Genomic DNA, 24,036 nt, shown 5'->3' on the forward strand with positions numbered 1-24,036 from the left:
GTTTAAAGTTGAATTGATTACTTTGTTTCTAAATTAATATTTATTCTTTAAAAAATATGTTTATAAAAAGTTAATTAACATTGGTATTAAATTTGTAAGTTTGTCATCCATCTTAAATGATGAACTTATTACATGGGGCTGACTGGTTTTGACAGCAAGGCCAATGTGTAAGTAAGCATGCAGTGAAATGTTGTGTACTCACTTTAATCAGGCACTTCAACTTTTTAACTGGCAACGAAGAGTACGCTTTAGCTGCATAATTCTGAATCAAGTAGGAATTTGCCCAGTCTGTATTAGATACAGAAGCTGAATGTCCCTCAAAAGCCTTGACTTACGGCGTTTGATTAAGGGACACGGGAAAGTAAGAATAGGAATCCTAGTGCATCGGATGGGTTCCGAGATTTTAAGATGATAAGCGGTTGACAGAGTGTTTGTTCTCAGTTAATCGTCGAAAATTAAGAATAAACTAAGCATGTAGAAAGCTTATGTGTTGCTTGTTTGGACGCGGGTTCGAATCCCGCCAGCTCCACTTTTTTAACAACATTTGTTTCAAAAACCTCTATTTTAACAGAAATAGGGGTTTTTTTGTGTCCATAATATACTAATTATTAATTTTTCATGCAATTTGTAAAATGAAAGTGGGGAGCATCATATTTTAAATATCCGTATTCAAATTTTATGGATTTAAAAATAAATTAATATAATTTTTAATAAATTCATATTTATCCAATTTATTGTTGTACATTTGTACCGATATCAGAGATAAGATATTATAAGTTACAAACTAAATCGTTTTACATACCATTTTTTATATTTTTGGCAAGTAGCCAAACACTTCTTAGACTATTGTATTATTTTACCTTTAATTTTTACTTTTCAATATACTCAATTCTAAATTGATTTTCAATCTCGAATATTAAACGTGATATTATCACACGTTAAGATGATAATAAGTTAGGAGAATAAAGTTAACAACTTTTATTAAAGTTAGTTCCTTTAAGATATTATATTGAAGTTTTCAATATTCTCCTTTTTTTAAAGTAATTATTATGCAAGAAGGTACAGTAAAATTTTTCAATGAAGCTAAAGGTTTTGGATTCATTACAGTTCAATCAACAGGGAATGAAATCTTTGTTCACACATCTAATTTAATTGATGATATTAGAGAAAACGATAAAGTTTCTTTTAATGTTGAGCAAGGTCAAAAAGGTATGATGGCAACTAACGTAAAAAGAATCTAATAATTCTTAATTATAAGTTTGTAAGGTAGTTTAACTATGTTATAAATAATATAATTCAACATACATGGGCTAAGTCTTTATTGAAAGAACTTAGCCTTTTTTTTGTGAATAATTTTTACACAATTATTCCTATTAAGTATATCTATCACTTCATATATCTCCATATTTTCCCATTATTTTTTATAGTCTAATAATTACTCTATTATGTAAATTCTTGTCTATTTTATAAGAAATATTCAAATATTAAAGTATTAATTTTGTAAGAAGTTAGATTGGAATAATAATGCTGCAATACAGATTAAAACAATATAAAGAAAAAATAGAAGACGAAAATTTATCTTTTCGTGTTTTTGATTTTTCTGAGGAAAGAATAAATACATATTTGAAACCTCATCAAAATGATCATTTTTGTATATTCATCGTAGAGGAAGGGAAAATTGAATTACAAGTTGAGGAAAAAACCTATGTTTTGAATAATGGTAAAGTTGCTGTAATATTTCCGAATCAATTAAATTATATTAAAACCACTTCTATAAATCTTCTAGGAAAAATCATTCTATTTGACGAAGTTTTATTTTGCTCAGATATTTTAAAAAATGAACTTAGCGTTTACAATGTTAATTTATCTACTCAATTAAATTGTACGGTGTTAGGAAAAGATGCATTTGATGAAGGATTGCGTACAATTAATATTGTGCAAGAAATTTATAACTTTCCAAGTTTAATAAAAAAAGAACAGGCCAGATTTTTTATTAAAACATTTCTTTTAGCATTAATAGAATCTGTGCATGGACAGCATATAATTTTAGGTCAAAACTCTACCGATCAACCATTATACGTGCAGTTCAAAAAATTGTTGAATGAGCAATATAAGCATGAAAGAACAGTGCAATATTATGCCGATCAATTACATATTACTTCAAAAAAATTAAACTCAATCACCAAAAAACATTGTGGAGAAACGGCTATTAATACTATCCACGATAGAATTTTAATAGAAATAAAACGACAGTTGATGTTTGCAGACCGTACACATAAGGAAATTGCATTTGATTTAGGATTTAATTCCCCAGCAGCACTTAATAAATTTGTAAAAGCAAAATTAAACGAAACACCTACACAATTACAAGAAGAATTGGCACAAATGTATAACACGTAGGCTTATTTGTATAATGTATAACACGTAGTACAGAGGTATTTTTGTGGTACAAAATTTAAATATTAATGAGCAAATTATTTGTTGCAGGAGAAGTTTTTCATGGCGCTGGAAGTTTAGAAGAATTAAAAAATATAAAAGGTAAAAAAGCATTTATTGTAACTGGAGGAAGTTCTATGCGTAAAAGTGGAACATTAGACAGAGCAATTGCATTTTTGCAAGAAGCAGGATTAGAAACAATCGTTTTTGATGGGGTAGAAGAAGATCCATCATCAGCTACTAGTTTTAAAGGAGCAGAACAAATGTTAGCTTTTCAACCTGATTGGATTGTAGGTCTTGGAGGATGTTCAGCTATTGATGCTGCTAAAATGATGTGGGTATTCTACGAACACCCAGAAGCTGATTTTGATGCTATGATTACACCTTTTACAGTTCCTACATTAAGAAATAAAGCTAAATTTATTGCTATTCCATCTACAAGTGGGACAGGGACTGAGACTACAGGTTTAGCTGTTATTACAGATAGAGAAAAAGGGGTTAAATATCCTATTGTTTCTTACGAACTAACACCAGATATTGCTATTGTAGACGGAGAAGTTTGTGCTTCTATGCCAGCACATATTACAGCTAATACTGGACTTGATGCTTTAACGCATTGTGTGGAAGCGTATGTATCTAATATTGAGAATAACTACGCAGATGTTTTAGCTAAAGGAGGTTTAGAGATTGTTTTTGATAATTTAAAAGAAGCAGTAAAAAACCCAACAAATATCAAAGCCCGTCAAAATATGCATGATGCATCATTTATGGCTGGATTAGCATTTAATAATGCATGGTTAGGAATTGTTCATTCACTTTCTCACCAAGTTGGTGCTTTATACGGTATTCCACACGGAATGTCTAATGCTATCTTTTTACCAAATGTAATTCGTTACAACGCAAAAGTTTCTACTCGTTTCCCAGATTTAGCTAAAGTAATTGGTAAAGAAACTGCGGAGGAATTGGCACAAGCAATCGAGACTTTAAGAGGTGAAGTTAATAACATTAGTTCTATAAAAGAATTTGGAATTTCTAGAGAAGATTGGGATAAAAACATTGATTACATTACGCAAAATGCTTTAGTAGATCCATGTACAGGTTTTAATCCTCGTGTACCAACTTTACAAGAATTAAAAGATATTTATAATGCTTGTTATGATGGATTAGTTTTTAACGACTAATTATTCATAATTAAATCATTGTAATATTAAAATACCTAGCTAATATTAGCTAGGTATTTCTATTTTATATTTTAAAACGTTTGCACTGACTAAGGCTCCCAGATAATACGAGTCATCACATCCAATTTACTATTCTCATGCTTTGTTAAAGGAATACCTGTAACAAGACCAATTAGTAAATTATGTTTAAGAGCTAATCTAACCTGAGGTCTTACATAATAATGGAAACCATCTTTGTCAATATCCATATTATTTTCAACACCAATAAAGTTTTTAGAGTTTGGTATTACATACATCATACTGGCATTAATTGTTGCTCCAACTTCTACTTCACGTTCTTTATAATTATGTTCTATAACAGGACCAGTATATAACATTGTATTAATGTTTCCGAAGTTCTTTGCTCCTATAAATACAGGATTCATACGCATTCCTGTAAAAACACTTCCTTGGTGTCCTAAACTTTTAAATGTATTAAATTCAAATTCATGAACATAGGCTACAGCTAAAGACATTTTTCTTTTTTCATTTACTAAGAAAGTATATTGAGTAGCTAATTTTAATCCTTCAACTTTATTATTAGGAACAGCTGTAGGAACTTTAGTATCTCCATTTGATTTGTTAAAAGAAAATGGAACTTCTACTTCCAAACCTAAACGATCTGCTACTGCCCATTCATATTCTACAAAACCATAATATTCATTATAATTTCTGTGACTTCCAACACCAAATCCTACATTTATTTCAGCTTCACCTTTTCGTGCACCTAAATCACGCATTAAGTCAACATACAATGGTTCTGCATGACTAACTTTAGCTGGTAATATTCTAGTCTCAGTAGGTGTAGTTGTTACAGAATCTATTGGTACAATGCTGTCATTCTGTATTTGCGCATACGACAAGACTGAAAGTAGTATAGTTGTGAATAGTGTTAAATGAGTTTTCATTTTTTGATCTAATTTGCTTGCAAAGCTATTAGTAGAATTAGGAAGGAATTAGGAATTTTAGTCTGATTTGAATAAAAATATAAAATACAGTCAATATATTTTTGATGCTTATCATTTTATGATTTTTAAAAGTACCTTATCTTAGTCGATGAATTAACATTTCCTAAAATGGATAATAGCAAATAATAATGAGCTCGTACGAATATTATAACTTTCCGATTCAATTAATTAAAGGATTTTTACATGATCATAAAAAAGTATTGATTGATATTTCTCATTACTGTATCTACCGAATTTTCTTTGATAACTTTGAAAAATACTCTGGTTCTTTCTCTGGATATCAACAAGCATGTAATGATTTTGGAGTAGAGTTTAAAAATGTAGCTATGGCTTACCAGAACGGTAAAAATTTATATGAGGCTACTATAGAAAAGAGTCCAATGGTCGGTATGACGTCAGCAATGTATTGGGATTACTTTACAAATGAAAAATCTGAATTTGAAAAAATTTGTTTATTAGGAGATTTAGCTTTTAAAAGTATCTTAGGTTCTAAATCTTATATTAAATTAGATAATAAATATTGGTTTAGCAGAATTGATGGAAATGTAAAATCAATAGATAAAGATTTGCTTGATGAGAAAGTGAAACGATATTATAATGAATATCAGACCAAAAAAATCAAAAACAATCTTATCGCTAATTGGGGATTGGCTTCCTATTCTCGTTATAATAGAGGTTTTTATATTAGTTATAAAATGTCCCTAGAAGATTTAGCTTATCATGCAGAAAAAATAAGAAAATCTACCCAAGACAAAAAGATTAAAGCGGACGTGCAAAATGCACATGAAAAAGCTATGGCAAGATTATCACAAGAAAATAATTAACCATATATTATATGTATGAATAATTTTGATAACCAATTAGTAAAACCAGAGAGTTGGTTTACAAGAAATTGGAAGTGGGCTTTGCCACTAGGTTGTTTATCAACAATTGGATTATTTGTAGTAGGAATTATACTTTTCGGAATAATAGGATTTTCTAAAATTTTTAATGGGAATAATGATGTTAAAAGTAAAGCAATTGATCTTATCAATAATGAACAAGTTATTGTACAACAATTGGGGTCTCCTATAGATTCTAATGGAATGATGCAAGGTGCTATTTCCACTACGAATGATGGAGGAAATGCTGATATTTCTGTACCTTTAAAAGGACCTAATGGAACAGGTACTACGTTTATAAAAGCTGTAAAAGTAAATGATGAATGGAATTATGAAAGAATTGCTGTTCAGATTGATAAAACAAATGAAATTATAGAAATACGAAAAAAATATTAGCAACTAAATTTTGAAATATAACTCAAAATTTAGTTGTTATAATAAGTAATATTTCTTGTGATTATATAAACTGGCTTTTCATTTTCTACTACTTTACAAGTTGTCCAATTTTTATAATTATCAAACTCATAGCTAAAAGTATATGTTTTTAATATAGATTTTCCACCTATAAAAGATTGTGCCTTAGCTTCAATAACATTTTTTTGATTATTATAAACTAACTCAAGTTTTAAGTTCTGATTTTGATCAAATTGTTGAAACTTTGTTGTTCCTGTATCAATATTTATAAATGTAATATTTCTACGATTATTTATATTTTCTTCTGTATATATTGGTGTTTTATCATCATAAATATAATATTTGGTCAAACCTTTTTTTCCATCAAAAGAAATATTTTCAATTTTAATTATTTGCCCTTTTTTATTATAACAAAACTGATTTTTACTAAATATAGTTCCATCTACTTTGGTGGTAATATTTTCTAAACGATGTGAGTAGATAAAATCAGTTTGATAAGAAGATGCCGACGATTTACCTTTTACAATTTCTTTTAATACACTTATATTCCCTTTATTATTATATCCGTATTCTTTTAAGGAAGATACGCGTAGTGGATCCTCGCCATTATTTACTATAGTTGTCTTATGTGTAGTAAGAAGGTAAGAAGTATTATAGGTATAATCTACAAAGCTATAAGTTCCTATTTTTCCATTATAATCTAAATAATTAGTTCTTTTTGTAAGTTGCCCTCTTTGATTAAATTCTAACTGAAATTGGTTATAATATTCATTTTCTAAAAAAGGTAAAGTAGTAAAGTGTCCATTTGCATCTTTGGCAGTAGATACTAATTTTTGTATTTTCCCATTCAAACTAAAGTCTTTTAAATTAGTTTTTATTTCATACTCATTTGGAGATAATTCTTGGGCAATACAAATTTGTACTGCAAAAATATATAATGAAATTGAGAGGAATATTTTCATAACGGGAAAAGATTATATATATGAAATAATATAAGTTCTCAAAGTTATAACAACTGAAATATAAAATTAAAAATCTATTATAAAATTTGTTTACAAAAAGTTAATTTATTTGATTTGTAATTAGTTATGTTTTTTAATTCATATCTTAAATAAAATTTAAACAACCTAAAATTCTATTTTTTTATGAGTATTAAAGATCAGTTAACAAAATTAGCGAACGAGAAAAATAATCCTTCAATTACAATAGCTTTTAACACGCATCGTACTTCACCAAATAATCAGCAGGATGCTATACAATTAAAAAACTTAGTAAAGCAAGCGGAAGAACGTTTATTGAGCGAATATGATAAAAGAGAAATTGCTGAAATATTAGAGAAACTAAATCAACTACCAGATGAATTAGAAATTAATAAAAACCTTGAAAGTATACATATTTATTTGTCCAAAGATACTTTTGAATTTATACGTACAACTTGGCCTGTAAGCAATGAAGGAGTGTGGATTGATGATACATTTGCTATTCGTCCATTAATCAAGGCAATGAATAGAAATAAAGAATATTTTGTTCTTTATCTTACGCAAAAAGGTGTTCATTTATATCAAGCTTTAAATGATTCGATTGTTAGAGAAATTGAAAATGAAGATTTCCCTTATACAGAGTCAGCTTATAACTTAACTCATTTATTTACTGATACAGATAATCAGTCTAATAAACTTAAGGAATTTTATAATCAAGTAGATAAGGCTATACAACGTGCAAACCCAGAAAATACTCTTCCTTGTCTAGTTGTTGCTACAGAAGAAAATTATAGTTTATTACAACAAGTAGCTGATATTCCATCAATGTATGTAGGAAGTATTTCTACTGATTTTAATTCTCCCACTCAGAAGAATGAGTTTATGAAATCAGCATGGGAATTTATGAAAAATTCTCAGCATGAAGATAGGGCCAAAGCAATAGAAGAAATGCAAGAAGCGGTAGGTAAAGGTCAGGTTTTAACCGATATACAAGAAATTTACCAAGCTGCCATAGATGGACGTGGAGAACTGCTTATTGTTCATCAAGATTTTCAGCAACCAGTTCGTATGGTTGATGATCGTACGTTTGAATTGGTAAGTGATGCCACAGAGCAAGGTGTAGTAGATGATATTACCAGCAATATAGCATGGGAAGTGTTATCTAAAAAAGGTAGAGCTATCTTTACAAATCAAGAAGAAATTAAAGATTTAGGAAATATTGTGTTAAAAACGCGTTATTAACTAAATGATTAATAAAACTATAAAATAGTAAAAGCGATAATTGAAAATCAATTATCGCTTTTATATATTGTTATTTTAGTTCATACCAATAGCAATCAATATTAGCATAGTCTAAATGAAAAGTATCAGTAATAGTAAATCCTACTTTTTCTAATATATGTTTAGAAACTTGGTTATCAACATGTGTAATGGCATTAATTTTAAAATCGTTTAGTTTCTCTTTAAAGAATTCTAAGCATGCTTCTGCCGCTTCTGTAGCATAGCCTTTTCCCCAAGATTCTTTTCTTAATCGATAGCCAAAATCCAAATAATCATATTGATTATTTATAGCATCTTCTTCAGGAATATATTTAAATCCTGTCCAACCAATAAATTCATATGTTTCTTTATCAATTACTGCAATACGTCCTATACCAAATTTATTATATTGTACATGTAAAGAGTTGATTAAGTTAATAGCATCATCCAAAGATTCTAAAGGTTTATCGCGTAGAAATGTATGTACTTCTGGTTGCGAATCCATTTCATAATACTCTGCAGCATCTTCTAAAGTTATTGGTCTAAGAATTAACCTCTCGGTTTCTAGAAAAGGTAAGTGTTTCATCTATTTGCTTTTTATAAAGATAGAATAAAATGCTTTTTACATTTGTTCAAAAAAAGTTAAATAAGTAATAATTTGTTGATGTAAAAATAGTTAGAACTTTATGATTTGTTAAAAACCTTTGTAAGTATTATTAAAAGTAACCTAATATTGCTTAAGATGTAAACCATTTCTAATGAGTATAAATTCAGGAATTATATATCCAAAAATGAGTAGAATTGAATGGATAAGATGCGAAAGATTTGCTTAAAAACAGTACAGTTTCATGGGAAAAATATAATCTGGGTTAAATTGCATGTGTATGATTCGGAATATTAATAATGCTGCTTTTCACCACGAAAAAGGAGAATTTTCATTAAAAAAAGCCTCGCAATCGCGAGGCTTTTTTTATAGTATACAGTGTAATAAATGTATTATTTTTTTATCCTACGATATTAATAATTTTTCCAGGAACAATAATTATATTTTTTGGTGTACGATCGCCTAATTGTTTGATTGTACGCTCATCTTTCATAACTATTTCCTGAATTTCATCTTTAGATAAAGATAATGGTAACTCTAATAAGAATTTCATTTTACCGTTAAAAGAAACAGGATATTCCTTTGCATCTGCTAGTAACCATTTTTCTTCGAAAGTAGGGAATTCAGCAGTAGCAATAGATGTTTCGTAACCTAATTTTGACCATAATTCTTCTGCGATATGAGGAGCATATGGAGAAATGATAATTGCTAAAGGCTCTAAAATAGCACGTTTAGTTGTTTTTAATTTACCTAATTCGTTAGCAGCAATCATGAAAGTAGATACTGAAGTATTGAATGAGAAATTGTTAACATCTTCATCAACTTTTTTGATTGTTTGATGTAATACTTTCATTTCTTCTTTTGTTGCTTCTTCATCGGTTACAAAGAAAGTTTCTTCAGCTCCCGAATGATATAAACGCCAAAATTTCTTTAAAAATGAATAAACTCCTGATAAACCTTGTGTATTCCATGGTTTAGATTGCTCCACAGGTCCTAAAAACATTTCGTATAATCGCAATGTATCTGCACCATATTGATTACAAATATCATCTGGACTTAAGACATTATATTTAGATTTTGACATCTTTTCAACCTCGCGACCTGTGATAAGTTTACCGTCTTCTAAAATGAATTCAGCATTAGCATAATCTTCACGCCATGCTTTGAATTGATCTGTATCTAATTCATCACCTCCATCTTTTAACATATTCACGTCAACATGGATAGGTGTTGTTTCGTATTGATCTTTTAATCCCTTAGATACAAATGTATTTCTTCCGATGATGCGGTAAGCAAATGCACTCATTCCTAAAATCATACCTTGGTTGATTAATTTCTTAGCATATTCGTCTGTTGGAACTAAGCCTTTATCGAATAAGAATTTTTGCCAGAAACGAGAATATAATAAATGACCTGTTGCATGCTCAGACCCACCCATATATAAATCAACATTTTGCCAATAATTTACGGCATCTTGAGATACAAATTCTTCACTATTATTCGCATCCATATATCTTAACCAATACCAAGAAGATCCTGCCCAACCAGGCATCGTATTCAACTCAATCGGGAAAATAGTTTCATTATTGATTAAAGTATTCTCTACAACTTTATTCGTCGTTGTATCAAATGCCCAATGTGTCGCGCGTCCTAATGGAGGCTCACCTTCAGCAGTTGGTAAATATTCGTCTACTTCCGGTAAGATAATTGGTAATGCTTTTGTAGGAATTGTGTAAGGCATTCCGTCTTTGAAATAAACCGGAACTGGCTCTCCCCAGTAACGTTGACGTGAGAAAACAGCTTCGCGTAAACGGAAGTTTGTTTTTCCTTTTCCAAAACCTTTTTCTTCTAAAGCAGCAATAATTTTTTCTACTGCTTCTTTGTAAACTAATCCATTTAAGAAATCAGAATCTTGTAATTCAAATCCACCTTTTTCAGTAAAAGCAGCTTCCGAAATATCTTGTCCTTTGAAGATGTTGATAATTGGTAAATTAAAGTGGTTTGCAAATGCAAAATCACGCTCATCACCAGCAGGAACAGCCATCACAGCTCCTGTTCCGTAAGAAGCTAATACATAATCCCCAATCCAAATAGGAACTTGTTTTCCTGTGAATGGGTGAATTGCATAAGCACCTGTGAACTCTCCTGTAATATTTTTAGCATCGGCTAAACGATCTCGCTCCGAACGTTTAGAAGTATAGTCTACGTAAGCATCAACTTTAGCTTTGTATTCTTCTGTTGTAATTTCAGCAACTAATGGGTGCTCTGGTGCTAATGTCACATAAGAAACACCGAAAACAGTATCAGGGCGAGTAGTGAAAACTTCAATTTTTTGATCGTTTCCAACAACATCAAAGAAAATAGACGCTCCTTTAGATTTTCCAATCCAGTTACGTTGTGCTTCTTTAATTGCATCTGACCAATCTAATCCATCTAAACCCGTTAATAAACGATCAGCATACGCAGTGATACGCATCATCCATTGTGTCATTTTTTTACGAACAACAGGGAATCCACCACGTTCAGATAAACCGTTGATAACTTCGTCATTTGCTAATACAGTTCCTAAATCTGCACACCAATTTACTTCTGCTTCAGCAAGGAATGTTAGACGATATTTTAATAGAATTGTTTGTTGCTCTTTCTCAGAATAAGCATTCCATTCTTCAGCCGTAAAGATCTCAATATCTTCGTCCGCAACAGCATTTATATTTGCATTTCCTTCGGAAGAGAATTTCTCTACTAAACTTGAAATAGATTCTGCTTTATCTGTATCAACATTATAATAAGAATCAAATAATTGATTGAAAATCCATTGTGTCCATTTGTAATATTCCGGATTTGATGTACGGATTTCACGATCCCAATCGTATCCTAAACCAATTTTCTTTAATTGATTTTCATATCCTGCAATAACATTCCCTTGCTTATCAATTCCACCTTCGATATTTACTTTTGTCGTAACAGAAGGGTGTTGACCAGTTTGTATAGCATATTGTTCTGCTGGTAATCCAAAAGAATCATAACCCATAGGATGTAAAACGTTGAAACCTTTTAATCTTTTGAAACGAGAATAAATGTCTGAGGCGATGTATCCAAGTGGATGACCTACGTGTAATCCTGCTCCAGATGGATAAGGAAACATATCTAAAACAAAGAATTTAGGTTTATCTGATTTGTTTTCAGCTTTAAACGTTTTATTATCAAGCCAAAACTTTTGCCATTTTGATTCGATATCTTGTGGGCTATATTGCATTATTGATACGTATATTAAAATTAAATTACTGCAAATTTACATTTTTTACTTATCATTTAAGGAAGATTGCTGATATTTGTAGTTAGAAGAAAACCTAATTCTTTTAAACCTACCTTATGAAAAATGAACGTGTTGCATATTATAGTATTGTAGCTATTTTCTTTTTAGTTATACTCTTCTCTGTTAGATATATTGTAAATACTACCCGCATATTAGTGGATTATGAACAACAAATTACTCCAACAGAAATATTTTGGGAAATAAACAAAAGTGATTCTACTTTAAGGATTAAAGAACCAGTTTATTTAACTAAATCTTATTATTTGTCTGAACTACAAAGAGAAGCATTTAAAGATAATAATGAAATTTATCAAGAACTGTATCATGATTCAGTTCCTAATAAAGGTTCGATTCTTAATCTGAAACCGCCTTTTATATTATGGAAGAATAATAAAAATGATACGATAAGGGTTTTTAAAAATTTGAAAACATTAAAATTTATCAAAGCATATTAATTAGCTTTTCTAAGATAGAAATAGAAAGTAGAACCTTTACCAAATTTACTTTGTACATAAATTTTTTGTTGATGTGCCTCAAGAATATGCTTTACAATCGCTAAACCTAGACCAGAGCCTCCTTGATTTCTATTTCGGGATTTATCTATGCGATAGAATCGTTCAAAAATGCGCTCTATATCTTCTGGTTTTATTCCTATCCCTTGATCTTTTATAGAAAATTTAATACGCTCTTCCATAACCTGAAAATCAATATTAATTTCCTTTCCTTCATCCGAATAATTGATTGAGTTAACGATAAGGTTTATCAATACTTGCTGTATTTTTTCTATATCTCCAATTACTTTTAAAGGGAAATTTTGAGGATGATTAAGATTAATTTTAATATTGTTCTTTTCAGCTTTAATTTCCAATAAATCAATTACATCTTGGGTTAATGCAACCAGATTAAAGGTGTTTTTTTGAATATTTATTCTTCCCTTTTCTAACTCAGAAATCATGTCTAAATCTTTGACTAAATAGATTAATCGATCTACAGATTTATTAATTCGATTTAAGTATTTATCACGTATATTTTCATCATCTATTCCTCCCTCTATTAAGGTTAATAAATAGCCTTGTACAGAAAATAAAGGTGTTTTTAATTCATGAGAGATATTTCCTAAAAATTCTCGGCGATAATTCTCGCGTTCATTCAAAAAATCAATCTCCTTAGACTGAACTTCTGTAATGTTAGAAATCTGTTGAGATAATTCCTCAAAATCAACAGTTTCAGAAGAATAAAGAGGTATGTTTTTAGAAACTTCTGAAAAATCTTTTCGGCGCTGATTTTTTACAACTAAAAAAATAAAAATATTTAAACCTGTTAAAATTAAAACAATTAGCGAAGTAAAATAATAGATATTATCGCTAACGAAATCAATGTTTCCAAACCATAAATAGGTAAGAATAATTATACCACCTGTAATAATGGAAGTAGTTATTAACGCATATATAAACAGATTATAGAATTTAAAATTTGAAGCCATTACACGTTTTAATCATTGATTTTATAACCAATCCCTTTTATAGTCGTAAAACGGTCATTCCCAAATTTTTCTCTTAGTTTTCGCATATGTACATCAATAGTTCGCCCTCCTACAATCACTTCATTTCCCCATACTTTTTCTAAAATTTCTTCTCTTTTAAATACACGTTCTGGATTTGAGGCTAATAAGGCAATCAGTTCAAACTCTTTACGTGGCAACAAAAATATTTCATCTTTAAAAGTCACTTTATACGTTTCACGATTAATTTCGAATTCCTTAAGTTTAATAAATTCATCTGGTTGGACTTCGTTCGTATTTCTAAGTTTTAATAAAGCATTTAGTTTACTAATGAGAACTTTAGGTTTAATGGGTTTTAAGATATAATCATTTGCTCCTGCATCATATCCTGCTAATTGCGAAAAATCTTCTGCACGCGCAGAAAGAAAAACGATAAGAGTGTCTTTGAAAGAATCTAGTTTTCGTAATTCTGCACACATTTCCATTCCATCCATTTGTGGCATCATAACATCTAGTAGAATTAAATCAGGTTTAAAAATTTTGGCTTTTTTTAAACCATCTAATCCATTGGAAGCGGTGTCAACTTCAAAACCTTCTTTCTTTAAATTATATCCAATAAATTCTAAGATATCTGGTTCGTCGTCTACTAAAAGTATTTTGATGTTCTTCATAAATTGGGATTAACATTGAATTAATGTTCAAGTAAAATTAAGATAATATTCGGGAATAAAAACGCGTCACTAACTTCTTAACATTGATTTAAAGTTAGCCAATTTTGATAACATATACGTAACAAAATCTTTACATTTTAAAAAACTGTTTGTGGTTGATAGTGAAGAAATTTGCTCGAAACAAACATAGAATGAAAAAGAATTTTACTTTACTTTTTGCACTTGTTAGTGCAGGAGTTTTTGCCCAAAACCATATTGAGGTTAAAGGAGTTCTTTACAATGAACAAACAAAAGAGAAATTATGTGATACTAAATTTTCAGTTAATGATATAGAATTAGAAGCGACTACAGATCACAATGGAAATTTTAAAATTGCACTACCGGAAGATGCATATGAATTAGAAATTTCAGTTGATGGGTATCAAAAAATCAGGAAAACTTTAGACGAAGAAAATACAATTAATTTATTCTTACAACCACAAGATATAAAGATTGAAGGTGTAGATCTTTCAACAGCGGTGATTACCGTTCAGCGAAATAAAGCGGCCGAAGCGAATCTATTGAATTTGCAAAAAAAATCCACTCAAATAATGGAAAATATTGGAGAAGTGGAGATGAACCGCAAAGGAATTAGTGATGCCGCAGGTGCAGTGGCAAAAATGTCTGGTGTAACAAAACAAGAGGGAACAGGAAATGTTTTTGTAAGAGGGTTAGGGGATCGTTATAATTCAACATCGTTAAACGGTTTACCGATCCCTTCAGAAAATCCAGGAAATAAAAATATCAAGTTGGATCTATTTTCAACAGATATCATCGAATATATCTCGATGTACAAAACCTACAATAGTACAATCAATGCTGATTTTGGGGGAGCAAATGTAGATATTACTTCAAAGAAATACGATGGTAAAGGTTTTTTTCAAATTGGTTTAGGAACATCTGTAAATTCAAATGCCATTGATAATGCAGCTTATCAATTACAAAACGGTCCAAATTATTGGGGATTTAAAACAACATCTATTCCAACAAATGTTTTAGGAGGATATCATTTCCAAAATAGTTTGAATCCCGTTTCAAGACCTTCTCTTGGAGGATCGATGAATGTAAAAGGAGGTAAAAGTTATCGTTTAAATAATGGCTCAAAATTCGGATTTTTTGCTTCGGCTTCATTCGATAGTAAGGGTGAACGTTTGGACCAAGGCGTAGCACGAACAGTGGATGCACACGGAAATGGAATTAAAGATTTTCATCAATTCACAAGCAATCAATTCAATACCAATACTACTGGATTAGTTAATCTTTTCTACGATATTAATCCGCATCATCAACTTCGAGCAAACAGCATTTTCATCAATAATTCTTCTCAATCGTTCAATGAATACCGCGGTAATGTGCGTGATATCAATGAGAATGAAAATGGTCTGGTTCGTCGTGCTACGTTTGAACGAAATACTTTATTCATCAATCAATTATTAGGAGATCATAAAATCAGTGAACGATCGGATTTCAATTGGGGAATCTCATTTAATACGATAAAAAGTGAAATGCCCGATCGTATTCAAAATACGATGCGATTTACCAAGGGGAAATATTTCTTAGCAAGTCAGGATGCTTCGTTGAGTCATCGTTATTTCCAAGAATTAACGGAAAATGAATGGGCAGCAAATTTGGCGTACAGCTTAAAATTTGGCGTAGATGGATCAGATTACAAAGCGAAATTATCGGTTGGTTATCAAGGAAGATTAAAACAACGCGAATTAGAAGCGAATCAATTCAATTTAAAAATTAATCGAGGAGATGTCGCTGTAAATCCAAATCAATTGGATGATTTCTTTAATCAAAATAATTATGGTTCTTATTTCTTGATTTCTACTTTCGACAGTTACAATGGAACCTATCGTCCACAAGAATATACAGGAGAACAAACTATTCAGGCAGGATTCGCTGAATTCGAATATCATTTTTCAGATCGATTAATGGCAATTGGTGGTTTACGAGGAGAGTACATCAATCAATTGGTGGATTGGCGAACGGCTTTATCGGAAGGTAAAAACGAATTCGATCAGTTTGAAGTCTTACCAAGTTTAGCGGTACGTTATAAAATGAACGAAAAAAATAATCTACGTTTTGCTGCATCTAAAACATATACATTACCACAATTTAAGGAACGTGCCATGTTTGTTTATGAAGATGTAACAGAAATTGAACGAGGAAATCCAATGCTATATGCGTCGACGAATTACAATGCCGATTTAAAATGGGAGTGGTTTCCCAAGCAAGGTGAAATTTTATCGGTAGCTGCTTTTGGAAAATATATTTTAGATCCGATCAATAAAGTCACAATTGCTTCATCAGCCAACGATCAATCCTATGCCAATACGGGAGATTGGGGATATGCCATCGGAGTTGAGGTCGAAGCAAGGAAAGCAATTATAGATCATAAAGGAGATCATCCAGAGCAATTAACGCTTGGGCTGAATGCGGCTTATATGCACACTAAACAAGAATTAAACGATAACAAAGTCTTCGAAGAAACCTATTTCAATGGCGGTCGAATCAATACCAACTTCACGTTTACCGAAGATAGTTTTACAGGTGCTTCTGATTTAGTTTTAAATGCAGATGTTTCTTATTCAAAGAAATGGGAAAAAGGAAGCAGCTTATTAGCAACAGTAGCCTACAACTATTTCTCAGATCGTTTGTATTCACTTGGGACAGAAACGAGAGGAAATCAAGTAGATAAAGGATTTGGAACTTTAGATTTCATTTTAAGAACAACGGTTAATGAAAATATCGGAATTAATTTAGCTGCGAAAAACCTATTGAATCCGGATATCCGTCGTGTTCAAGAAAACTTGAATGGAGCAGTAGATATTTTGAGCTATAAGCGAGGAATGAACTTCAGTTTAGGGATCAACTACAAATTTTAAAATCAAACAACAAACATAAAAAACAATGAAAAAATCAGTATTTAAAGTTTTAGCACTTTTAGCCGTATCATCCGTAACCTTTATAAGCTGTTCTAGTGATGACGATTCTAATGATGGAGGAACAAATCCTTCGGGATTTGTGGCGAACCCAGCCGATTTTAAAGGTGAATTAAAAGCGGGCGATGAGGTAACCTTAGATCCTTCAAAAGTATATTACTTGACAGGAAAATTACAAGTGAATGATGGAGCCAAATTAACGATACCAGCAGGTACTAAAATTGTAGCAAACGGTGGAACATCATCATTTGTAGCAGTAGCACAAGGGGGACAAATCTTTGTGAATGGAACAGCGACAAATCCCGTAGTGTTTACTTCAGAAAATCGCACACCAGGCGCTTGGGGAGGAGTTGTACTTTGTGGGAAAGCTCCAATCAATAAAGCTCCAACTGCATCAGCAGAAGTATCTGAATTAACGTATGGTGGATCGGTTTCAAATGACAATTCAGGAGTGATCCAATATGCACGTATCGAATATGCTGGAGCAGCCTATAATTCTGAAAAAGAATTTAATGGATTGTCGTTATTTGGTGTTGGATCAGGAACAAAGATTGAATATGTACAATTGCACGAAGGTGCAGATGATGGGATTGAATTTTTTGGTGGAACGGTTAACACAAAATACATTGTTTCGACAGGAAATGAAGATGATCAATTCGATTGGACTGAAGGATGGAATGGACAAAATGAATTTTGGTTTGCCAAAGCTGGTTTAGGTAGAGGAAACCGAGGTATAGAAGCGGATAATAATTCCAATAACCATTCATTAGGACCAATTTCAAATCCAACGATTAAAAATATGACTTTAATTGGTTTAGGTGGCGATTATAATGCGGCGGAAAATCAAGCTTTAAAATTACGTGTCGGGACGAAAGGAAAATTAGAAAATGTCGTATTGGCGAATTGGGCAAAAGGAATCGATATTGAACACGATGCGACTTTAGCTGGAATTCCTTCGGATTTGTATGTAAAAAATGTGCATTTTATCAATGTAACGACGACAGCGTCGGGAAAAAAATCGGATGGAACTGTTGCAGATGTAACAGCTGCATTTACTTTACAAGAAAATAATGGTGCAGGAAATGGAGTAAATGCACCAACTTGGACTCAAGGTTGGACAATAGATTTATAAATGGATTTGTGGAAAGAGTGTTTATAAATCGTTAAATATATTTAATCATTAAAAATAAGCTATTTAGAAAAAGTCCAAATTGACTAAAGAATTGTACATTTGCAATAGCAAATAGAAATTCATTCATCAAAATGGCACTTACAGAAGATCAAATCGAATCTATAGGAGAAAAATTGGTAGCAAAATTTAAAACAATTTTCGACCCTGAAATTCCAGTAGATATTTATGAATTAGGATTAATATACGACGCGGAAGTTAACATAGACGGAGAAGTGAAAATTACAATGACTTTAACTTCACCAAACTGTCCGGTAGCTGAATCGTTACCTTTAGAAGTTGAACAAAAAGTAGAAGAAATTGAAGGCGTTACGAAAGCTTTTGTAGAAATTACTTTTGAACCAACTTGGGATAGAGATATGATGAGCGAAGAAGCAAAATTTGAATTAGGAATGTTATAAGTAACATTCCTATTTTTTTTTATAATATACAATTATATAAGTACTTAGTTTAATTTATTGTATTTTAATGAAAATTTTAAAACACAATAATATGACTTTCTTATATCTCATTATTTTAGTTTCAATTACACTTATTTTTTTAAGTTTCTTTACCATTAAACAGCAAACAGCAGCTGCATTAGAGCGTTTTGGTAAATTTCATAGCATAAGAAATGCTGGACTTCATTTTAAAATTCCGATTGTAGATAAAATAGCAGGAAAAATATCTTTAAAAATTCAACAACTTGATGTAATAGTAGAAACTAAGACAAAAGATGATGTTTTTGTGAGGTTAAAAATTTCTGTTCAATACCAAGTAATATACGATCAGGTTTATGATGCTTTCTATAAATTAGATAATCCATATGCTCAGATAACTTCGTATGTTTTTGATGTTGTACGTGCTGAAGTGCCTAAACTACGTTTAGACGATGTTTTTGAAAAGAAAGATGACATCGCTGTAGCTGTAAAAAGCGAATTACAAGAAGCAATGAATACCTATGGATATGATATTATAAAAACTTTGGTAACTGATATTGATCCTGATGAGCAAGTAAAACACGCTATGAATAGAATTAATGCTTCTGAGCGTGAAAAGATCGCGGCACAATATGAAGGTGATGCACAACGAATTCTTATTGTAGAAAAGGCCCGTGCAGAAGCTGAATCTAAACGTTTACAAGGTCAGGGAATTGCAGATCAAAGACGTGAAATTGCAAAAGGATTATTAGAATCAGTTGATGTTTTGAATGGTGTAGGAATTTCTTCTCAAGAAGCATCAGCATTGATTGTTGTAACACAACATTATGATACTTTACAAGCCATCGGAGAAAAAGCAGGAAGTAAATTAGTTTTATTACCTAACTCTCCAACAGCAGCTTCAGATATGTTAAATACAATGGTTACTTCATTTACTGCATCCCATGAACTGAATGCAGAGAACAATCAACACAAAAAGGATTAAAAAATTATTTCTCTTTCAATGAAGTGTAATAATAGTAATTATATAAGCCAGTAATTAGAAAGGAAATACCTATTAATAGATTAAAATAATTTATAATAGAATGAGATCCTAACAGAAGAAGCGTTCCTAATACAAATAATATTATTCCTGCTAAAAATACGAAATAGGTAGATTTAGAATATTTGCTAAAAAGTTCAAAACTAAAGCTAAATATCGTAACTGCTCTGAAAATAAAGAACAAGGAAATATAGAAAGTGATGAAGAAAATATCTAGAAAGGGTTCAATAAGTATGATAAGACCTATTAAAAAAGTTATAATCCCAATAGATATATTCCAATTCCAATTATAAAATAGATTTTTATTTTTATAAGTATAATACGCTTCATAACCACCAATAATTAGTAAGGAAATACTATAAAAAAGAAGTAATGTTTCAATAGAATTAAATAAATTAATTAAAGTTAAAATTCCGCTTAAAATTAATGTAATCCCAATAAATAAAGGTGCAAATCGATAACTTATTAGTTTTTCTTGTTTTTCAAAAATAGAAGTTTGCATAGGCTTATGTATTGATTAGGTTTATGTTAAGATACAGTAAAATATTTAATTAACAAACATTTAATTAATTGTTTATTAAAGTTAGATTATCAGTATATTTTTTTAAGATTAAATAAATTAATTTTGAAAAGCTTAAAAAAAATTATAATGAAAGTAGGAATTGAAGCCGCATCTATATATATACCAAATATTTATTTACCAATAAGAGAACTAGCAAATCAAAGAAAAATTGATGCTGATAAACTTGAATTGGGATTAGGGCTTAAAAAAATGGCAATTTTAGATGCTGATGAAGATACTGCTACTATTGCTGCAGAAGCTTTGTTAAAATTATTTCAAGATTTTTCTATTGATCCTAATACCATCGGACGTATTTACTTAGGAACAGAAAGTGCTTTGGACGGTGCTAAACCTACTGCGACTTACGCTGTACAATTAGTAGAAAATGTTTTAGCAGAAAAATTTGGAGAGCGTATTTTTAAACATATTGATGTAGTGGATATGACTTTTGCTTGTATTGGAGGAGTGGATGCCTTACATAATTCGCTTGATTTTGTACGTGTAAATCCTGAGCAAAAAGCGATTGTAATCGCTTCAGATTATGCAAAATATGGCTTAGAATCTACAGGAGAATATACGCAAGGTGCAGGTGCAGTTGCTATATTAATTTCTAATGAACCAAATTTAGTAGCCATCGAAAATAAATGGGGTATTGGAATGGAATCAGTTTTTGATTTCTTTAAACCTCGTCAAACTTCTACAGAGGTTGCATTATTAGATACTTTAAATACTACTAAAAAAGAAATTGAAATCTTTTCAGATGAACCTATTTTTGATGGTCAATATTCAAACGAATGTTACAAAGCTCGTGTACGAGAAGCTTATTTCAATTTCAAAGAAAAATATAAGATTACAACGAAATTATATGAAGATTGGCGTTATATCGCTTTCCATTTACCATATGCTTTTCAAGGAAAACGAATGTTTTCAGAAGTTTTTGCGTTAGAAAATTCGCAAGAAAATACAGTAGAAAATTTAAAAATAGTTTCAAAATCAGAAGAGTATAAACAATTTGTTAAAGATAAATTAGAACCTACACAACGTGCTTCCTCTGAGATTGGGAATATGTACACAGCATCTATTTTTACTGCGTTATTGTCAGCATTACAAGTCAGCGCAACAGAAAACGAAGATTTGGCTGGACAAAAAATTGGATTTATTGGTTATGGATCAGGTTCAAAATCGAAGGTTTTTGAAGGAATTGTAGGAAAGAATTGGAAACAAGTAATGGAAAAAATTAATTTATTTGATTACCTAAACCAACGCAAAGAAATCAATTTTACTGACTACGAAAATTTACATAATAAAGCTGTAAAACAGCCAATTTCACCTAGAAAAGGATTTGCATTAGAAAAAATTGAAAAAGAAATTACTAATTTAGAAGGCGCAAGATATTACACATTCAAATCATAATTCGTAAATGAAGAAATCGGCCTTAATATTATTTAATTTTGCATTAATGACTGGATTAAATGCTCAGAGCTTTAAAAAAAGCTATCCTGAAACAAAGAAAATAAACCATATTGATAAATACTTTGATGCAGAAGTAAAAGATCCTTACCGTTGGTTAGAAGATGATTTATCTTCAGAAACCAAGAAATGGGTTATTGAACAAAATAAAACAACATATGCTTATCTAAATGAGATTCCATTAAGAGCTCAATTAAAAGAATCATTAACTAAAATTTATAATTATGAGAAAATTTCTACTCCATTTAAAGAGGGAGATTTTACATATTATTATAAAAATGATGGTTTACAACAGCATTCTGTCCTTTACCGCAAGTTAGGAGATAATGGAAAAGAGGAAGTTTTCTTAGACCCTAATAAATTTTCTAAAGATGGATCAACTTCGTTAGCAGATGTTTCCTTTTCTAAGGACGGATCACTCGTAGCTTATTCTATCTCTGAAGGAGGATCAGATTGGCGTAAAGTAGTTGTTTTAAATACAAAAGATAAGACAGTAGTTGGACAAACTTTAGTTGATATTAAGTTTTCTGGAATTGCTTGGAAAGGAAACGAAGGATTTTATTATTCATCATACGATAAACCAGTAGGATCTGAGCTATCTCAGAAAACAGATCAGCACAAAGTATACTTCCATCAATTAGGTACAGCTCAGAAGAAAGATAAGCTAATTTTTGGTGGTGATCTTACACGTCGTTATGTAGGAGCTTATTTAACAGATGATGAAAATTTTTTAATTCTTTCGGCAGCCAATACAACAACTGGAAATGAATTATATTATCAAGATTTAACAGATTCAAACAGTACAATTCAACCTATTTTAAAAGATTTCGATTCAAGTACAAATATTATTGATAATGATGGAACAACATTCTATTTACTTACCAATAGAAATGCTCCAAATAATAAATTAGTAAAAGCTAATATTCAAGATATTGCAGACGAATCGAAATGGGAAACTGTAATTCCAGAAACAAAGGATGTATTATCTGTATCAACAGCAGGAGGATATATTTTCGCAAAATATATTAAAGATGCAATTTCTGTTGTTGAACAATATAAATATGATGGGACAAAAGTTCGTCAAATAGAACTACCAGGTGTAGGAACTGCTTCTGGATTTGGAGGAAAGAAAGAAGATAAAGAAATTTATTTCGGATTTTCTAATTACATTACGCCATCTGCAAGTTATAAATTAGGTGTTGAAAATGGAACTTCTAAAGTTTACATTAAGCCAGATGTAAAGTTTAATTCGGAGGATTATATTTCTGAACAAGTTTTTTATACGTCTAAAGATGGGACAAAAGTACCAATGATTATTACGTATAAAAAAGGATTAAAGAAAAATGCAAAAAACCCTACCATAATTTATGGATATGGAGGATTCAATATTTCTTTAACACCTTCATTTAGTGCTACTACTGCAGCGTGGTTAGAAAATGGAGGAATCTATGCGGTGGCTAATTTGCGTGGAGGAGGAGAATACGGTAAAGAATGGCACGATGGAGGTCGTCAGTTCAATAAATTAAACGTATTCAACGACTTTATTGCTGCTGCTGAATATTTACAAAACAATAAATATACTTCTCCTGATTTCACTGCTTTATCTGGTGGATCAAATGGAGGTTTGTTAGTTGGAGCGACAATGACAATTAATCCTAAAATTGCAAAAGTTGCTTTACCAGCAGTAGGAGTTTTAGATATGTTACGTTACCACACATTTACTGCAGGTGCAGGTTGGGGATATGATTATGGAACAGTAAACGATTCGAAAGAAATGTTTGAGTACTTAAAAGGTTATTCACCGGTACACAATGTAAAAGAAGGGTTGTGTTATCCTGCAACGTTAGTAACAACAGGAGATCATGACGATCGCGTTGTTCCAGCACATTCTTATAAATTTGCAGCAGAATTACAAGCCAAACAAGAATGTGATAATCCTGTAATGATACGTATTGAAACAAAAGCGGGACATGGAGCAGGACGATCAACAGAAGTAATTATCAACGAAACTGTAGATAAATATGCTTTCACACTTTGGAATATGGGAATTAAAAAATTGAAATAATATTAACTTAATCCATCTGAATTAATCGGATGGATTTTTTTAATTTTATAG

The 24,036-nt window shown here is 30.9% G+C and carries 20 protein-coding genes and 1 other RNA gene; 14 read left to right on the forward strand and 7 right to left on the reverse strand.

Annotation, left to right across the window (positions count from 1 at the left end):
- Positions 1 to 134 precede the first annotated feature (134 nt).
- The 4 genes from ssrA to IM532_RS09890 all read left to right on the forward strand — a co-directional run bounded on the left by ssrA (position 135) and on the right by IM532_RS09890 (position 3,617).
- Positions 135 to 532, forward strand: a transfer-messenger RNA (tmRNA) gene (ssrA, locus tag IM532_RS09875).
- Between the two features lie 517 nt (positions 533 to 1,049).
- Positions 1,050 to 1,241, forward strand: coding sequence for a cold-shock protein (locus IM532_RS09880; RefSeq protein WP_194183294.1), 192 nt, complete (start codon positions 1,050 to 1,052; stop codon positions 1,239 to 1,241).
- A gap of 283 nt (positions 1,242 to 1,524) precedes the next feature.
- The gene (locus IM532_RS09885; RefSeq protein ID WP_228063708.1) at positions 1,525 to 2,400 is read left to right on the forward strand and encodes a helix-turn-helix domain-containing protein; all 876 of its coding nucleotides are present in this window, start codon (positions 1,525 to 1,527) and stop codon (positions 2,398 to 2,400) included.
- 65 nt (positions 2,401 to 2,465) lie between these two features.
- Positions 2,466 to 3,617, forward strand: a complete 1,152-nt coding sequence (locus IM532_RS09890; protein WP_194183295.1) for an iron-containing alcohol dehydrogenase — start codon at positions 2,466 to 2,468, stop codon at positions 3,615 to 3,617.
- Between the two features lie 89 nt (positions 3,618 to 3,706).
- On the opposite strand, the gene IM532_RS09895 is transcribed toward IM532_RS09890, so the two are convergent.
- Positions 3,707 to 4,564, reverse strand: coding sequence for an HAEPLYID family protein (locus IM532_RS09895; protein WP_194183296.1), 858 nt, complete (start codon positions 4,562 to 4,564; stop codon positions 3,707 to 3,709).
- A gap of 188 nt (positions 4,565 to 4,752) precedes the next feature.
- Here IM532_RS09895 and IM532_RS09900 point away from each other — a divergent pair, with 188 nt between their 5' ends.
- Both IM532_RS09900 and IM532_RS09905 read left to right on the forward strand, forming a co-directional pair.
- On the forward strand, positions 4,753 to 5,448 hold the full coding sequence (locus IM532_RS09900; RefSeq protein ID WP_194183297.1) for a hypothetical protein: 696 nt from the start codon (positions 4,753 to 4,755) through the stop codon (positions 5,446 to 5,448).
- Positions 5,449 to 5,463: 15 nt separating this feature from the next.
- A complete protein-coding gene (locus IM532_RS09905; RefSeq protein WP_194183298.1) occupies positions 5,464 to 5,901 on the forward strand; it encodes a cytochrome c oxidase assembly factor Coa1 family protein in 438 nt (145 codons plus the stop codon).
- Between the two features lie 29 nt (positions 5,902 to 5,930).
- On the opposite strand, the gene IM532_RS09910 is transcribed toward IM532_RS09905, so the two are convergent.
- Positions 5,931 to 6,881, reverse strand: a complete 951-nt coding sequence (locus IM532_RS09910; RefSeq protein ID WP_194183299.1) for a hypothetical protein — start codon at positions 6,879 to 6,881, stop codon at positions 5,931 to 5,933.
- A gap of 183 nt (positions 6,882 to 7,064) precedes the next feature.
- On the opposite strand from IM532_RS09910, the gene IM532_RS09915 reads away from it, so the two are divergent.
- On the forward strand, positions 7,065 to 8,141 hold the full coding sequence (locus IM532_RS09915; protein WP_194183300.1) for a baeRF3 domain-containing protein: 1,077 nt from the start codon (positions 7,065 to 7,067) through the stop codon (positions 8,139 to 8,141).
- 70 nt (positions 8,142 to 8,211) lie between these two features.
- On the opposite strand, the gene IM532_RS09920 is transcribed toward IM532_RS09915, so the two are convergent.
- Together IM532_RS09920 and leuS are read right to left on the reverse strand one after the other, a co-directional pair.
- A complete protein-coding gene (locus tag IM532_RS09920; protein ID WP_194183301.1) occupies positions 8,212 to 8,745 on the reverse strand; it encodes a GNAT family N-acetyltransferase in 534 nt (177 codons plus the stop codon).
- Positions 8,746 to 9,163: 418 nt separating this feature from the next.
- Positions 9,164 to 12,019: a leucine--tRNA ligase gene (leuS, locus tag IM532_RS09925; protein WP_194183302.1), complete on the reverse strand. Its 2,856-nt coding sequence runs from the start codon at positions 12,017 to 12,019 to the stop codon at positions 9,164 to 9,166.
- Between the two features lie 116 nt (positions 12,020 to 12,135).
- Here leuS and IM532_RS09930 point away from each other — a divergent pair, with 116 nt between their 5' ends.
- Positions 12,136 to 12,534, forward strand: a complete 399-nt coding sequence (locus tag IM532_RS09930; RefSeq protein WP_194183303.1) for a hypothetical protein — start codon at positions 12,136 to 12,138, stop codon at positions 12,532 to 12,534.
- Here IM532_RS09930 and IM532_RS09935 read toward each other — a convergent pair.
- Complete coding sequence (locus tag IM532_RS09935) at positions 12,531 to 13,562, reverse strand: sensor histidine kinase (protein WP_194183304.1); 1,032 nt, start codon at positions 13,560 to 13,562, stop codon at positions 12,531 to 12,533. The genes IM532_RS09930 and IM532_RS09935 overlap by 4 nt on opposite strands.
- An 8-nt stretch (positions 13,563 to 13,570) precedes the next feature.
- The gene (locus IM532_RS09940; RefSeq protein WP_194183305.1) at positions 13,571 to 14,251 is read right to left on the reverse strand and encodes a response regulator transcription factor; all 681 of its coding nucleotides are present in this window, start codon (positions 14,249 to 14,251) and stop codon (positions 13,571 to 13,573) included.
- Between the two features lie 191 nt (positions 14,252 to 14,442).
- Between IM532_RS09940 and IM532_RS09945 the strand changes: the two genes are divergently transcribed.
- The 4 genes from IM532_RS09945 to IM532_RS09960 all read left to right on the forward strand — a co-directional run bounded on the left by IM532_RS09945 (position 14,443) and on the right by IM532_RS09960 (position 19,831).
- Positions 14,443 to 17,181 carry a TonB-dependent receptor domain-containing protein gene (locus tag IM532_RS09945; protein ID WP_194183306.1) on the forward strand — a complete coding sequence of 913 codons (2,739 nt, stop codon included), beginning with the start codon at positions 14,443 to 14,445 and terminating at the stop codon, positions 17,179 to 17,181.
- A gap of 25 nt (positions 17,182 to 17,206) precedes the next feature.
- A complete protein-coding gene (locus IM532_RS09950) occupies positions 17,207 to 18,370 on the forward strand; it encodes a hypothetical protein (protein WP_194183307.1) in 1,164 nt (387 codons plus the stop codon).
- 131 nt (positions 18,371 to 18,501) lie between these two features.
- Entirely contained in the window at positions 18,502 to 18,828 is a 327-nt protein-coding gene (locus IM532_RS09955) for an iron-sulfur cluster assembly protein (protein WP_194183308.1), read from the forward strand.
- Between the two features lie 91 nt (positions 18,829 to 18,919).
- Positions 18,920 to 19,831 (forward strand): SPFH domain-containing protein, encoded by a 912-nt coding sequence (locus IM532_RS09960; protein WP_194183434.1) that lies wholly within the window; start codon positions 18,920 to 18,922, stop codon positions 19,829 to 19,831.
- A gap of 4 nt (positions 19,832 to 19,835) precedes the next feature.
- Here the strand turns inward: IM532_RS09960 and IM532_RS09965 are convergent, their stop codons facing one another.
- Complete coding sequence (locus tag IM532_RS09965; RefSeq protein ID WP_194183309.1) at positions 19,836 to 20,390, reverse strand: HdeD family acid-resistance protein; 555 nt, start codon at positions 20,388 to 20,390, stop codon at positions 19,836 to 19,838.
- Between the two features lie 147 nt (positions 20,391 to 20,537).
- Between IM532_RS09965 and IM532_RS09970 the strand changes: the two genes are divergently transcribed.
- Together IM532_RS09970 and IM532_RS09975 are read left to right on the forward strand one after the other, a co-directional pair.
- The gene (locus IM532_RS09970) at positions 20,538 to 21,863 is read left to right on the forward strand and encodes a hydroxymethylglutaryl-CoA synthase family protein (protein ID WP_194183310.1); all 1,326 of its coding nucleotides are present in this window, start codon (positions 20,538 to 20,540) and stop codon (positions 21,861 to 21,863) included.
- A 7-nt stretch (positions 21,864 to 21,870) separates the two neighbouring features.
- A complete protein-coding gene (locus tag IM532_RS09975; protein WP_194183311.1) occupies positions 21,871 to 23,985 on the forward strand; it encodes a prolyl oligopeptidase family serine peptidase in 2,115 nt (704 codons plus the stop codon).
- Positions 23,986 to 24,036: the final 51 nt, after the last annotated feature.

It is taken from the genome of Faecalibacter rhinopitheci, assembly GCF_015234135.1.
Classification (GTDB): Bacteria; Bacteroidota; Bacteroidia; order Flavobacteriales; family Weeksellaceae; genus Empedobacter; species Empedobacter rhinopitheci.